We start from the raw sequence: 14905 nt of genomic DNA, 5'->3' as shown, positions 1-14905 counted from the left end.
CCTAGAGGCCGCTTTCTAATTATATCAACAAATAGTGTAATCTATGAATTATCCACTACCTCGGCATCCGGAGCATTTTTCTTTACCGAAGCAATACCGTTTTCCATACCGTCTTTAGAAGAGTACATCTCACTTTTCCCTATGATTTGACCATTTGTAGAATTTAAGGTGAAGAAGGGGCTGCCATCCTTGGCCGTTTTACGCTCAAAACGAGCATCGTCCTGAGAGTTGGTGCGTACCGATTCTATTCCGTTCTTACATCCATCTTTGCTGGCATACGATTGACTTGTTAAAATTACTTGCCCGTTACCAGCTTTAAGATTAAACATTGTTTTGCCAGAACTTCCTGTTTTAATTTCAAATTTACCCATTGCTAAATTAATTTATAGTTTTCCTAAAGTTACTAAAAAACAGGAGTACGAGTACTATTATGCAAAAAATAACATACCATTTCACTTCTGTAGCGCAAAGAATTTTACACTTAATTTACCGCAATAAGTGTTATGTCGAAAATAAGTACGGCACCACCTGGAATACTACCTCGCCCATTATTGCCATAGGCCAGTCTAGAAGGAATTAATAAAATACCGCTACCACCCTCATTAAAATAGGTGATACCCTCTGTCCACCCAGCAATGACCTGGTTTAAATTAAACGAAATACCCTCGGCACCGCTTTGGTCAAAGACAGCCCCATCGGTAAAATATCCTTTGTAGGCCACAGTTACATCTGAACTTGCGGTTGGGCTGTTTCCAGAACCAGCTTCATTAATTATATAATACAAACCTGTAGCACTTTTCTCCGCATTTAGACCTTGAGCACTTATATATTCCAGTATTTCTTCTTCATTGGCTTGGGTATAGTCCTTTATGGAATCGTCGGTACCGCAATTCATAAAAAGTAAAATCATAAAGGGGATTAAGAATTTTTTCATATCAATTAACTTCAGTTTTTAATTTGCTGTTCTTTAAAGTAAGATTAGTACGTCGCAACTAGAGCTTACTTACCAAGGTCATCTTGTATTTTGAACGTAATTTATTTTTTAAGACGTACGGTCCATTCGAAATTAAAGGTAGAGACCACTACCCCATTTTCATTAACACCTACAGATTTCATCCAAATGGTCTGCCCTTCTCCCGTGGCTATGGTTTTATCCAAAGCATCTTTAATAAGATGACCATCCTCGCAGGTAAAGGTTATTTTACCCGTGGCTTTTTTAGAAAAATTGGCATTGTTATTGGCTACGAGCATGGAAATTTTCTTGCCGCTTTCTCTAATCTGGTCGATCATCATTGCTCCGGTAGAAAGCTCTGCTGCCATTCCCTGAACCGCCCAAAACATACTTTTAAACGGGTTTTGATTAAACCATTTATGTTTTACCGTAACAATTGCCTTCTTTTCATCTAAATGGCGTAAACGTACGCCAGACCACCATGCGGAGGGTAATTTAAAAAATGTGAACGTGTTGAATTTACTAACGCTTTCCGCCATTTTGAACTAAATTTTTGCTAAAAGTATAGATTTAATTCTATAGTATAAAATGTTAATATTATGTTAATTATTAGTACTATGCGTTGCATAGTACCTTCTTTTAGATATATATTTGCATAAGAAGTTATTAGGTTATCTATATAATTAGCTTTAACCCAGTAACAGAAATCAATCAACAGTAACGAGCAAATCATGACAGAATCAGTAACAAAACACGAACGTAATTTAGCATCGCTCATACATGCGAGTACGTTTTCTAAATTCTTTATTCCCTTTGGGAATTTTATCATTCCATTGGTATTATGGACGGCAAATAAAAAAGAGTATGAATTTGTGGATTATAATGGAAAGCAAGCTTTGAATTTTCAAATAAGCATGCTCCTCTACTCCATCATTTTAGGGATTATCAGTATTCCGTTCTTTGTTGGGTTTTTTCCTAATTTTTTTGATTTTGACCACTTTGGGTTTAACCACTTAAACAGTTACAACAATCTTGACCTAAGTTTTGATAGTGACGATTTTAGGTTCGGTTCTTGGCTTTTACCTCTTGGTATTTCAGGTTTGGTACAAGGCGCCCTATTTGTAGTGAACATCGTATACACCATTTTAGCAACTATTAGGACTAATGAAGGACAAACCTTTCAATATCCTATCACCATAAAATTTATAAAATAATGATTAACATACTAAAAGCACTCGTTTATATTATCGTAGCCTTTTTTACAAGCTTGGCCATGGGTCAAGTAGCTACAGATTCAGAATTACACCAACAATTAGCTCAAAAGGACAGCTTATTATTCAACGCTGCTTTTAATACCTGTAATACATCTTTGTTAGAAGACCTATTTACGGAAGACTTTGAGTTTTACCATGATAAAGGAGGATTAACAGAAGGTAGGGACGCTTTTTTAAATCCGATGAAAGAAAACTGTACCAATTGGGACCCTAAAGGAATGCAACCTTCTAAAAGAATTCTAATTGCCAATAGTCTGGAAGTTTTTCCACTTTACAAGAACGGAGTACTATATGGAGCTATACAACACGGTATTCACCGCTTTGAATCATTGGATAATGATAAAGTCTATCAAAAAGGAGACATTGCCAAATTTACCCATGTATGGGTAAAAGATAATTCTGAATGGAACCTTAAAAGAGAACTAAGTTATGACCATCAATATAAAGGAAATTAAAATCTAGATACTCATCATATCTAAGGAGTTTACGAATCAATCAACACGCCCTGAACGTTTTTCAGGAACTCACTAATCATGAGCCAAATGTTTATTCATCAATCAAAAAACGAACCGTTAACCCATGCAGACCATTACAGACGAAAAGGAGCAATCCCCACAAAGAAAGAAGCTGCATAAAAAGCAAAAAGACGTTATGAATGTAGAAAATACAAAGGCGCAAATGCGAAAAGGAGTTTTGGAGTATTGCATACTGTCCATCCTTAATGGAGAAGACAAATATGCTTCCGAAATCCTATCAACGTTAAAAGACGCTAAAATGCTGGTGGTAGAGGGAACCATTTATCCCCTCTTAACACGACTTAAGAACGCAGGTCTTCTAAACTATCGTTGGGAAGAATCTACCTCGGGACCACCAAGAAAATATTATACACTTACAGAGACCGGTAAACTTTTCCTTAAGGAATTGGACACCACCTGGGACGAATTACGTAAAGCCACTAACCTGGTAACCAACACAAAAAACAGCTAACAATGAACAAGACAATAAATATTAATCTAGCGAACACGCTTTTTCACATGGATGAAGATGCGTATAACAAAATGCGAAGGTATTTGGAAACCGTAAAACGTTCCTTTGCCAACACACCTGGCAGCGATGAAATCTTAGCGGATATCGAAGCTCGTATTGCTGAGCTTTTCTATGAAAAATTAGAAAACGAAAGGCAAGTAATTACTCAAAAAGAGGTAGACGAAGTCATTGCCATCATGGGCCAACCAGAGGATTACATGGTAGACGAGGATATCTTTGAGGATGAACCTAGAACAAGAAATACATCGCAACAGACCCGTGTAAAAAAACTGTATAGGGATACGGAACACAAATATGTGGCCGGCGTATCTTCAGGTTTAGCACACTATTTGGGCATTGACCCTTTGTGGGTAAGAATTCTATGGGTCTTTTTGACCATAGGTTCCGGTGGCGGATTTATCCTGCTTTACGGTCTACTATGGATATTGATTCCAGAAGCCAGTACTACTGCACAGAAATTAGATATGCGCGGAGAAGCTGTAAATATCAGTAATATTGAGCGTAAAGTTAAAGAGGGTTTTGAGGACGTTGCGGATCGTGTAAAAAGTGTAGACTACGACAAAGTAGGTGACACCGTCAAAAAAGGTGGTAAAACATTTTTCGATACCCTTGGAGATATTATCATGTTTCTTTTCAAAATTTTTGGAAAGTTCATCGGCATACTGCTCATTATCATAGGAGCTTCAACATTAATTGGCCTGTTCATAGGGCTACTCTCCGTAGGCGTTTTAGATATGGTGCATGTTCCCGGAATAGACTTTTATAATGTTGTGAATTCTAGCAACCTACCCATATGGTTGGTGTCTTTGCTAGCCTTCTTCGCCATAGGTATCCCTTTCTTTTTCTTACTTTACTTAGGGCTGAAGATTCTGGTGACCAACCTAAAATCCATAGGAAACATAGCTAAGTTCAGCTTATTGGGGCTATGGTTACTTTCTATAATTCTCCTCGTCGTTTTCGGCATAAGAGAAGCAGCCAGCCATGCCTATTCAGGTAGTACTACATCAGAAAGTGAAATTTATATAGCAAACCCCTCGGATACCTTGAACATTAATCTTGTAGCCTATGATTATGATAGGGACAATCAAATGCACATGGGTAATATGATTGTGACACATGATGATGACGGAAACAAAATTTTAGTTTCCAGAGATGTGAGACTACGACTTAAAAAATCTAAAGATTCCATTTTCAAGATGGAAATCCGCAGAGAGGCTAATGGTCCTTCTTTCGCCAGAGCAAAAGAAATAGCGGAAAAAATAAACTATAGTTATGAAGTTACAGGGAATTCGATTGAATTTAACGATTTCCTGGCAACTTCTGGTAATAGCAAGTTTAACGATCAAGAAGTACGGGCCAGTCTTTTTATTCCGGTAGGAACAATACTTACCTATGACAGTGGCACTTCTCGTAGCTGGTTACTCCGTGCAGATACCGATAGGGATATGAACAACATAGAAGATTACGTGTGGAAAATGACAGAATCCGGAGAGTTGGAATGTTTGGATTGCCCAGATGATATAGACTATGATAATGAGGATCAAAACAATCGCATTCGTATTAACGGACAAGGAATTGACATAAATATCAATGAAGACGGGGAAATGGGTAAAATTATTATCAACGAAGACGGGATTGATATCGATGTTCAAGATAATGGGGAATCATTTAAAATGAAGTTAGACGAGAACGGCGTAAAAATTAAAGCAAAGGACGATCAGTAATGCTACGGTTCATTGCTCCTTTTTAACAATTGAGTACATTATAATCGCATAAAAAGTAAAAAATAAAGAGTTTTACATCAATCTTAAAAACAATAATCATGACAACACTAGTTAGAATTTCAATCGCATTATTTTTGGCACTGTTCCTATCATCCTGTGCCTTCGACGTTAATTTTGGTACCGGAAAAAAAGGGAACGGCGTAGTAGTAGAGGAAAGTAGGAATATTACGGACGATTTTACAAACGTTTCAGCCTCGGAAGGTATAGAGGTATATGTGACCCAGGCAAGCGATTTTTCCATTTCCGTTGAGGCAGATGAGAATATCATCGACCTTATTGGGACGGATATTAAAAATGGTAAATTAAGAATTCATGCCATAGAAAATATTGGGAGATCTACTAAAAAAGTCTTTGTATCCCTACCAAATATTACTGGTCTAGAAAGTTCTAGTGGAGCACATTTAACCGCTCAGAATACTGTAAAGAGCAATGAATTAAGTATATCTTCTAGTAGTGGGTCTATTCTTAATGTAGAGGTAGAAGCAACAGAATTAGAATTAGATGCCAGTAGCGGTGCAAATATGGATGTATCCGGAACAGCGAAAGAAGTTTATGTAGATGGTAGTAGTGGCGCAAATATTAGAGCTAAAAACTTAATGGCAGAGGAATGCAGGGCTGAGGCCAGTAGTGGTTCAAACGTAAGCGTAAACGTTTCCGAGGCACTAACCGCAGACGCTAGTAGTGGAGGAAATATATCATACTCCGGTGATGCAACGGTCAAAAAGAACAAATCGGTCTCCGGTAGCGTGCATAAATACTAGTAATATCCAAAACAAGAAGACGACCTCGGGGCAAGCCGCTGAGGTATTGAAAGGTAAAACACATTGATTTCGAGGTAAAACTCGGAGCATTTCTAATCACGATTATCGAGTAAAATACATTAAAACCCACTGAAATTTCAGTGGGTTTTAATGTATTCACCTAAAGCTTATTACTATATTAGTAGTATGCAAATTAGTCTAAAAAAATATGTTCTTCCCCTAAAACATACGTTTAGCATCTCTAGGGAATCCCATGATTACCAAAACACTTTAATTGTTGGCCTAACACTGGACGAACAAACGGGATATGGGGAAGCAACCGCTAACCCCTATTATAATATTACGGTAGAAAGTATGATGGCCGAAATTGAGGGAATACAAGCGGAAATTAATAGTTTTAAATTAACCACTCCGGAGGAATTTCATGCTTTTTTACTATCCAAAGGATTAACAAATTTCACCATTTGCGCATTAGATTTAGCGGCTCATGACCTTTATGGCAAGTTACTGCAAAAACCACTTTACAGCATTTGGGGCACCCGAACGGATTCTTATCCAACAACGAATTACACGATTGGTATAGCCTCAATACCAAAGATGGTGGAAAAAATGAAGGAATTTCCTTGGCCTATTTATAAAATAAAGCTTGGTACGGCAGATGATGTAGCTATTGTAAAAGAACTTAGAAACCACACGGATGCCATATTTAGAATAGATGCCAATTGCGCATGGACTCCAGAGGAAACCATTAAAAATGCGCCTTTACTTAAAGAGTTGGGGGTAGAATTTCTAGAGCAACCTTTGAAAGCAAATGATTGGCAAGGTATGGAAATGGTGATGCATCATAGTGTGTTACCCGTAATAGCTGATGAAAGCTGTATACTAGAAACGGATGTGGAAAAATGCAGCTTACATTTTAGTGGTATCAATATTAAGCTCACAAAGTGCGGAGGCTTAACTCCTGCCCTACGTATGATTACTCAGGGAAAAGAGCTGGGACTTAAAATTATGGTGGGTTGTATGACAGAATCTACAGTGGGCATATCTGCCATTGCACAATTAATACCTCAACTGGATTATGTAGATATGGATGGGGCCATGCTCCTAAAAGAAGATATTGCCCGTGGGGTGCAAATTGCATCGAACGGTACGGTAATATTTCCTAAATTAGGTGGTAGCGGTGTAACCTTACTATAATGGCCATTAAGATAGATTCTTTTCCAGGACGCGAATTACATATCGAAGGAATACCATATCTGTACTTTGGCGGAACCTCGTATCTGGGACTTCAAGACTTACCGGAATTTCAAGAATTATATATTAAACATGTTAGAAATTATGGAACCAATTATGGGGCTTCAAGAAAATCTAATATTCAATTTTCTATTTACGATAAGGCGGAACAATATTTAGCAAAATTGGTAGGTAGTGAAGCCTGTATCACCCTTTCTTCAGGTTATTTAGCAGGTCAGTTCCTTGCCGGTTTCATGGAATCACAGCGGTATAAACTATTCTATGTGCCACATACCCACTCCGCACTTTTCCGTAAAGAGGCGAAAACATATGTCACCTATGCCAGTCTTAATATTGCCTTGGAAGATCATTTAAATAGTACAAACAAGACAACTCCCGTATTATTTTTAGATGCCGTAGACTTTTCCGGAGGGAATTTTCCGAATTTTCAGGCCTTAAAAAAACTGCCCTTGAACAAACTCATAATAGTTGTAGACGACTCTCATGGCATAGGAATAGTCGGGAACAATGGAGGTGGTGTCTACCAATCCCTTTCTGGACTTGGAGCAAAAGAATTATTCATTTGTTGCTCCCTAGGGAAAGGATATGGCTTACAGGCAGGAGCGATATTCGGGACAAAAAAAGATATGGAAGTTCTACGAAATTCTTCTTTATATGGTGGCTCTAGTCCTCCCAGTCCCGCCGCAATGGCAACATTACTAGAGGCAGATAGCATTTATAAAAATAGAAGAAACAGACTAAGACAAAATTTAGAATTCTTTCTTAAAAATTTAGACGTCAATAAAAAATTACGACACATGGCCGGACATCCGACCATCTCTTTTCAAAGTCCAGCGCTGGTAGATTATCTGTTCAAAAACAAAATCATTGTTACTGATTTTAGATATCCGAACGAAGACTCTGAAACCATGAGTAGAATTGTTATTTCTGCAAGCCATACAATCGCCGACTTAGAAAAGTTAGTGCAATTACTGAACAGCTTTAATCACAAATACATTAAAAATTAGATTAAAATTTATCATATTATCAATTATTATGTTATAATTTTATGAATTCATTTTTTTAAATCGTATCTTTTATGGTATTAATAACCACTAAAATAGACAGCCATGAAAAAATTACTTGGATTGGTTTTTTTGATGTTGTTATTGGTATCCGCAACCAATATCACTTCTTCAAAGCTACAAAACGCCTCTTCTCTGGAGGGTACCTGGGAACTTATTAACCGATACAATTACGACGAGTCTGGCGTATCGGACACGCTACAAAACATAAATGGATATAGACAAGTTAAGATTTACAGTAAAGGTAAGGTTATGTGGACGCGATATTCACCCGACGATCCTGCGGAGTGGTTTGGATATGGTTCCTACACTAACACCGAAGATGAATTAGAGGAACGATTAGAGTATGGCTCATCGGTGATGATGGGCATTCAAGATACGGTTCAAATTTTTACATTTGAGCTAATACTCGATAAGGATAGGTACAGTCAAATATCTTTGGACGATGACGGAAATAGAACCTTTGCCGAAAATTATCGCAGAATTGATTAATAAATAAAAAAGCGGCTTTAACGGCCGCTTTTTTATTTGTATTGAACAGAGAAAAACTATAAATTATAATCGTCCGCTATCGCTTCTTCAACAGAGCCTATACTCGCCAAATAACGCTCCGCATCAAGAGCGGCCATACAACCTGTTCCCGCTGCCGTTACTGCTTGTCTATATTCTTTATCCTGTGCATCTCCCGAAGCAAAAACACCTGGTAGGTTTGTTTTGGTAGATTTACCTTTTGTAATCAAGTAACCCGTTTCATCCATATCCAATTGTCCTTTAAAGATATCCGTATTCGGTTTATGACCAATGGCAATAAACAATCCCGTAATCGCAATATCTTCCTTGTCACCTGTTTGGTTGTTCACCATGCGTAAACCTTCTACAACTTGATCTCCAAGAACCTCATCAACTTCCGTATTGTACCTTACCTCAATATTCTTAAGACTATTTACCCTATGCTGCATGGCTTTGGAAGCCCTCATATGGTCCTTTCTTACCAGCATAGTGACTTTATTACAAATATTGGCCAAGTAAGAAGCCTCTTCGGCAGCAGTATCTCCTGCTCCAACAATTGCAACATCTTGTCCTTTGTAAAAGAAGCCGTCACAAACCGCACAGGCGGAAACTCCACCACCCCGTAATTTTTGTTCACTAGGAATATTTAAATACTTAGCACTTGCTCCTGTTGATATGATAATAGTTTCCGCTTCAATAATTTTATCGTTATCAGCGGTAACTTTGTGAATTCCGCCCACTTCTTTACTCAATTCCACGGCGGTAATCATGCCAATACGTACTTCTGTCCCAAAACGTTCGGCTTGTTGCTGTAATTGAACCATCATGGTAGGGCCATCTATACCTTCTGGGTAACCAGGAAAATTATCTACCTCGGTTGTTGTTGTTAATTGTCCTCCAGGCTCCATTCCCGTGTACATGATCGGTTTTAAATCTGCTCTGGCTGCATAGATAGCCGCAGTATATCCGGCAGGGCCTGATCCTATAATCAAAGTTTTTACTCGTTCTATTTTATCCGACATGGTCTTTAAATTTCGTTCAAATTATACAATACAAAAGTAGGTTTTTGTACAAAAACCTTACAGTGAAGTTATCAACAGTTTGTAATGAGCTAGCTTTTTAGTTTTTAACCATATCGATAGAGGCCACAGTCCTGAAACCTGTATGTTCTAGAGAGGAATCCATACTGGAACCCATTCTGGCCGAAACCCTATAACTAGCGCAATAAGAATCACTACATAAAAAAGAACCTCCTTTGATAATCTTTTCCCTTGCATAGGGGTTATTCGGTGTAAACGGACTTGCAGAGCCAAGTGGGTTTCTTAAACCACTGGTCGCTGTAGCCATCTCCTTGTAATAATTAGTATTGTACCAATCACTGGTCCACTCCCAAACATTACCTGCCATATCATACAGCCCATAGGCATTTGGGGGATACGATTTTACCGGTGCCCGTAATTCATAACCATCTATCACTGTATTTTTAACGGGAAACTCGCCCTCCCAGGTATTGGCCTTTTTTGAAAGCTCACTTGCATCATCTCCCCACAAGTAGGTTGTTCCGTAATTACCCGCTCTGGCAGCAAGCTCCCATTCCGCCTCTGTCGGTAACCTCCGTCCTGCCCATTCGCAATAGGCCATGGCATCTTCATAAGAAACTTGTACTACAGGGTAATTGTCCTTTCCCTTTATGGAGCTTTCGGGTCCGTTAGGATGTCTCCAATTTGCACCTATGGTCCATTTCCACCATTGTGAAAAATCGTAAAGATTAGGTAAGGTACTTTTAGCTTTCTTGAAAGTCAATGCTCCGGGCTGCAAAATGGAATCATGAGGTTTCTCGGTTCCCTCAGGAACTTGTTTTTTCAATTCTTCCCAATCTATTACTCTTTCGGCCACGGTGACATAACCTGTTTCCGTTACGAATTGTCTAAACTGTTGGTTAGTTACCTCGGTAATATCCATAAAGAAACCATCCACAGAAACCTTAACGGCCGGTTTTTCATGTGCCATAGCCATGTTATCCTGGGGTACTGCTCCCTGTTGGAACTGGCCTCCAGGAACCCACACCATGCCCTTTGGTGTTTCTAGTATATCCGGTTGATCAACCAAAAGTGGTGTAAGTGCCTCTTCGTTGACCTCTTTTGTTGCGGTTTCTTTTTTACTTGTTTTTAATGTTTTGTTTTCCTTGCAGCTCAAAAAAGAGCCGATTAAATACAAACAGACTATACCTTGGATTACATAATGTCTTTTCATTGATAGGGGTAATTAAAAAGTAAAGTTACCTTATTTTTCACTTAATAGTCCGCTCTCCAATAATGGTATTTCAAATCTTTCCGCTTTTGCTTTGGTATGTTCGTTTTTAAAAATTACAGCTGCTTTTTCCATAATTTCTGGATGTTCATGAGCGATATTGTTTAACTCCTGAGGGTCATTCTCGAGATTGTATAGTTCTATAGTTGCTTTATCGGGGCTTTTTAAATGTTGACGAACTACTTTCCAATCACCCATCCGTATTGCTATTTGCCCATCGTATTCCGGAAATTCCCAAAATAAAAAATCATGTGCTGCTTGGTCTTCTTTAGACAAAAGTGTCGGTAAAAAACTAATCCCATCTGATTTTGTATTTGGTTCAAAACCTGTAATATCTGCCAAAGTCGACATCATATCATAGTGCGCAGATATATGGTTACTTTTTGTATTTGCCTTTATTTTATTGGGCCAAGTAAAGAAGGTAGGTACTCGGATTCCTCCTTCGTAGACAAAACCTTTTCCCCTGCCATAACGCCCATCGAAGGGTTTGGCACTAGCAAAATATTCTGGGTCTGCACCACCAGCATAACTGGGACCGTTGTCCGATGTAAACACGATAAGGGTATTGTCATAAATTCCTTCTTTTTTTAACTTTGCTACCAATTTACCAATATTCTCATCTAAGTAAGATACCATTGCAGCGTAGGCGGCATGTGGATTTCTATGAGAAAAATAACTGTTTTTACCACCCGATAGATAGGGTTCTTCCGGTCCAAACTTCTCTATGTAATAATCTACCCATCTTTTAGGTGCCTGCAGCGCAACATGCGGAATAGGAGTTGCCCAATACATGAAAAAAGGAACTGCTTTGTTACGCGCTACAAATTGTGTTAATTCGTTGAACATTAAATCCGGAGCATAGCCCGTAAGATTAAAATCAGCGTAACTTTCTAAATCATTAGGGTCCGCTCCTTCTGGAAAAGGTGTATGGGGAGCTATGGTATCATTAGCCAAGTGAACGCGGTTTCTGTTCTTGTAAAGATGCAAAGGATAATAGGTATGTGCCTGTCTTTGACCGTTATATCCATAGAAAAAGTCAAAACCCATTTCATTAGGAATAGATTTGGTATGCGGAGCTCCCAAGCCCCATTTACCAATCATTCCTGTTCTATAACCTACATCCTGCAAATAATGTGCAAGGGTTTTTGTTTCCAATGGCATTGGATGCTGTCCTTCCAAGGTAGAATCCTTTGCCATCGCCTTGTAGTTCCAAACATCTCCTCGTTCTCGCCACTCATGGTTACCACGGATAAAAGAATGTCCGGCATGCTTTCCAGTCAAGAACATATACCTTGCAGGAGCGCATACAGGTGCACTGGTATAGTGCTGGGTAAAAATCATCCCCTCTTTAGCAAGCTTATCAATATTTGGCGTCTCAATTCTTTCTTGACCGAATACGCCTATTTCACCATATCCAAGATCATCCGCTAGAATATAAATAATGTTTGGCCTTGAAGCCTTCGCAATGTCTTTTTCTTCTTTCTGCTCTGCGCAGGAAACAGCGAATATGACCATAAAAAATAGTACTAGGTATTGCCTATTGCTAGAAAAAATAGATGATAGGTGCTTCATAAATTTTTAATCTTGAGTTACTTATAAACTATAGTCTTAAAAGATAATGAATATGCTAAAAAAGACCTTAGTAAAATTCATAAAATGAGTAAATTACACTAGCAAAGGTTAGTGGCAAATTAAGCTAGTTCACCTTAGTCCTAATTAGATACATAAAAGATGTTCAATTATTTTATCATCAAAATTTCTCGTTATTTAGGAGTTACCCTTATTCTCCTAACCATCCTCGCCTCTTGTAAAAATCAATCTAAGAAAGAAGCCTCAGAACATAAATACACCAATGCGCTAATCAATGAAACTAGTCCCTACTTGCTTCAGCATGCACATAATCCCGTGGACTGGCGGGCATGGAGCCAAGATGCGTTAGACGAGGCAAAAGAACAGAACAAGCTTGTTCTGGTAAGCATAGGCTATTCTTCTTGCCATTGGTGCCATGTTATGGAAGAAGAAACTTTTGAGAACGATTCGATCGCCCAATTAATGAACGCTAATTTCGTAAACATAAAAGTGGACCGTGAAGAGCGCCCAGATGTAGATCAGATTTACATGACAGCAGTTCAATTAATGAAAGGGAACGGGGGTTGGCCTCTTAATGTAATTACCCTGCCTAATGGCAAACCACTATACGGTGGTACTTACCACACAAAAGAACAATGGAAAAAAGTTCTTACAGAGATTAGTAGACTTTATAATGAAGACCCTGAAAAAGCTGCGCAATATTCGGATATGGTGGCGAAAGGTATTCAAGAAGTCAATTTAATAGCCCCCTCGGATGATTTTACACAACTTAACAAAGAAGTCATCTTTAATAGTATAAGAAACTGGAAACCTTTGTGGGATGAAGTTTGGGGAGGTGATACTAGGGAAGAAAAATTTATGCTTCCTTCTAATCTGGACTTTCTCATAGACTATGCATTACTCGCAAAAGATGAAGCAGCTCTTGAACATGTTGAACGCACCCTTGACAAAATAGCCCTCGGCGGAATTTACGATCACATTGGCGGAGGCTTTTTCCGTTACAGCACGGATTCCAAGTGGAAAGTTCCGCATTTTGAAAAAATGTTATATGACAATGCGCAAGCCCTAAGCCTATATTCCAAAGCGTACCAAGTTTTTAAAAAACCACTATATAAGGAAGTTATCTTGGGGACAATCGAATTTCTTGAGCGAGAAATGAAGAATCCTGAAGGCGGTTATTATGCTGCTTTAGATGCGGATAGTGAAGGTGAAGAAGGAAAGTTTTACGTATGGACGGTGCCAGAACTAAAATTAATTTTAGCTAATGATTTTGAGCTCTTCGCTGCTTATTATACCATTGAAGAGCAAGCCGTTTGGGAAAAAGAGAATTATGTACTTCATAGGCTTATGGACGATACCCAATTTCTAGAAGAGCATCCCATATCCAAATCAGCATTGGAAAACCTGAAAATAAAATGGAAAACAAAGTTGATGAAAGCAAGGGCAAAACGGATTCGCCCCAGAACAGACGATAAAATATTGACCTCATGGAATGCGTTACTAATGAATGGTTATCTCAAAGCTTACACTGCTTTAGGAACAGGAACTTTATTGGATAATTCAGAGGGTATTCTTCAATTCGTACTAGCTAACAGCTACCAAAACGAACAACTGGGACATTCCTATAAAAAGGATAGCAAACATATTGATGCCTTTTTAGAAGACTATAGCCTTTTAGCCAATGCCGCCTTAAACCTGTATAGTGCTACATTAAACACACAACATTTAACACTAGCCCAAGAATTGACGCGGACCGCGCAACAGAAGTTCAATGACCAATCATCAGGGATGTACACCTATAACGAGGGAGATAAACTTATCGCAAAACTGATAAAGACTGATGATGGTGTTATCCCTTCTTCCAATGCTATTATGGCGCATAACCTGTTTCAATTGGGACATATGCTCTACAATAAAGATGATTTAGAAAAATCAAAAACTATGGTTTCTTCCATGGTAGGAGTTTCACAGGAAACTCCTTACTCTTACGCAAAATGGAATTCACTTCTTTTAAATATGTCCTATCCCTTCTATGAGGTCGCCGTAGTTGGTGAAAATGCAGAAAGTGTAATTAAAAATATGGGTGCTAATCATGTTCCTAATATACTTTTGGTAGGCAGCACTACGGAAAGTAACCTGCCTCTTTTTGAAGGTAGGTTTTCCGAGGACGGAACTTTTATTTATGTATGCCAAGACAACACCTGTAAATTACCTGTGAAAACCGTTGAAGAGGCACTGCACATTCTAGACCCGCCAAAAACGTATGCGCGTACGCAGACCTTGGATTTTAATGGCTTCAATTAGTTTTAAAAAGCATAAAGACTTCATCTTAATCAAAATTAATGAAGAACGATTTTAG

At 38.5% G+C, this 14905-nt stretch carries 15 protein-coding genes; 9 read left to right on the top strand and 6 right to left on the bottom strand.

Annotation, left to right across the window (positions count from 1 at the left end; translation table 11 throughout):
* Positions 1-41 precede the first annotated feature (41 nt).
* The 3 genes from SJY09_RS02810 to SJY09_RS02800 all read right to left on the bottom strand — a co-directional run bounded on the left by SJY09_RS02810 (position 42) and on the right by SJY09_RS02800 (position 1491).
* The gene (locus SJY09_RS02810; RefSeq protein ID WP_099573280.1) at positions 42-371 is read right to left on the bottom strand and encodes a YegP family protein; all 330 of its coding nucleotides are present in this window, start codon (positions 369-371) and stop codon (positions 42-44) included.
* Between the two features lie 110 nt (positions 372-481).
* The gene (locus SJY09_RS02805) at positions 482-934 is read right to left on the bottom strand and encodes an FKBP-type peptidyl-prolyl cis-trans isomerase (RefSeq protein ID WP_396637438.1); all 453 of its coding nucleotides are present in this window, start codon (positions 932-934) and stop codon (positions 482-484) included.
* Positions 935-1035: 101 nt separating this feature from the next.
* Positions 1036-1491, bottom strand: coding sequence for a DUF4442 domain-containing protein (locus SJY09_RS02800; protein ID WP_396637437.1), 456 nt, complete (start codon positions 1489-1491; stop codon positions 1036-1038).
* Positions 1492-1683: 192 nt separating this feature from the next.
* Between SJY09_RS02800 and SJY09_RS02795 the strand changes: the two genes are divergently transcribed.
* The 8 genes from SJY09_RS02795 (at position 1684) to SJY09_RS02760 (ending at position 8628) form a co-directional block, all read left to right on the top strand.
* On the top strand, positions 1684-2166 hold the full coding sequence (locus SJY09_RS02795) for a DUF4870 domain-containing protein (RefSeq protein WP_396637436.1): 483 nt from the start codon (positions 1684-1686) through the stop codon (positions 2164-2166).
* On the top strand, positions 2166-2681 hold the full coding sequence (locus tag SJY09_RS02790) for a nuclear transport factor 2 family protein (protein WP_396637435.1): 516 nt from the start codon (positions 2166-2168) through the stop codon (positions 2679-2681). Before SJY09_RS02795 ends, SJY09_RS02790 begins: the two co-directional genes overlap by 1 nt.
* Positions 2682-2877: 196 nt before the next feature.
* Positions 2878-3213 (top strand): PadR family transcriptional regulator, encoded by a 336-nt coding sequence (locus SJY09_RS02785; RefSeq protein WP_396638591.1) that lies wholly within the window; start codon positions 2878-2880, stop codon positions 3211-3213.
* 2 nt (positions 3214-3215) lie between these two features.
* Complete coding sequence (locus SJY09_RS02780) at positions 3216-4997, top strand: PspC domain-containing protein (RefSeq protein ID WP_396637434.1); 1782 nt, start codon at positions 3216-3218, stop codon at positions 4995-4997.
* Between the two features lie 98 nt (positions 4998-5095).
* Complete coding sequence (locus SJY09_RS02775) at positions 5096-5818, top strand: head GIN domain-containing protein (protein WP_396637433.1); 723 nt, start codon at positions 5096-5098, stop codon at positions 5816-5818.
* A gap of 186 nt (positions 5819-6004) precedes the next feature.
* Positions 6005-7015 carry a dipeptide epimerase gene (locus SJY09_RS02770; protein ID WP_396637432.1) on the top strand — a complete coding sequence of 337 codons (1011 nt, stop codon included), beginning with the start codon at positions 6005-6007 and terminating at the stop codon, positions 7013-7015.
* Complete coding sequence (locus SJY09_RS02765; protein WP_396637431.1) at positions 7015-8079, top strand: aminotransferase class I/II-fold pyridoxal phosphate-dependent enzyme; 1065 nt, start codon at positions 7015-7017, stop codon at positions 8077-8079. Before SJY09_RS02770 ends, SJY09_RS02765 begins: the two co-directional genes overlap by 1 nt.
* 102 nt (positions 8080-8181) lie before the next feature.
* Positions 8182-8628, top strand: a complete 447-nt coding sequence (locus SJY09_RS02760; RefSeq protein ID WP_396637430.1) for a hypothetical protein — start codon at positions 8182-8184, stop codon at positions 8626-8628.
* 56 nt (positions 8629-8684) lie between these two features.
* On the opposite strand, the gene trxB is transcribed toward SJY09_RS02760, so the two are convergent.
* From trxB to SJY09_RS02745, 3 genes are all read right to left on the bottom strand, one after another.
* Positions 8685-9668 (bottom strand): thioredoxin-disulfide reductase, encoded by a 984-nt coding sequence (gene trxB, locus SJY09_RS02755; RefSeq protein WP_396637429.1) that lies wholly within the window; start codon positions 9666-9668, stop codon positions 8685-8687.
* Positions 9669-9765: 97 nt separating this feature from the next.
* Entirely contained in the window at positions 9766-10899 is a 1134-nt protein-coding gene (locus SJY09_RS02750) for a formylglycine-generating enzyme family protein (RefSeq protein ID WP_396637428.1), read from the bottom strand.
* A gap of 30 nt (positions 10900-10929) precedes the next feature.
* The gene (locus tag SJY09_RS02745; RefSeq protein ID WP_396637427.1) at positions 10930-12528 is read right to left on the bottom strand and encodes an arylsulfatase; all 1599 of its coding nucleotides are present in this window, start codon (positions 12526-12528) and stop codon (positions 10930-10932) included.
* A 159-nt stretch (positions 12529-12687) separates the two neighbouring features.
* On the opposite strand from SJY09_RS02745, the gene SJY09_RS02740 reads away from it, so the two are divergent.
* The gene (locus SJY09_RS02740; protein WP_396637426.1) at positions 12688-14850 is read left to right on the top strand and encodes a thioredoxin domain-containing protein; all 2163 of its coding nucleotides are present in this window, start codon (positions 12688-12690) and stop codon (positions 14848-14850) included.
* Positions 14851-14905: the final 55 nt, after the last annotated feature.

Origin of the sequence: Maribacter sp. R77961 (assembly GCF_044594925.1) — a bacterium.
GTDB lineage: Bacteria > Bacteroidota > Bacteroidia > Flavobacteriales > Flavobacteriaceae > Maribacter.
The sequence above is the reverse complement of the archived record's forward strand: the minus strand, read 5'-3'. Positions and strand labels throughout refer to the sequence as shown.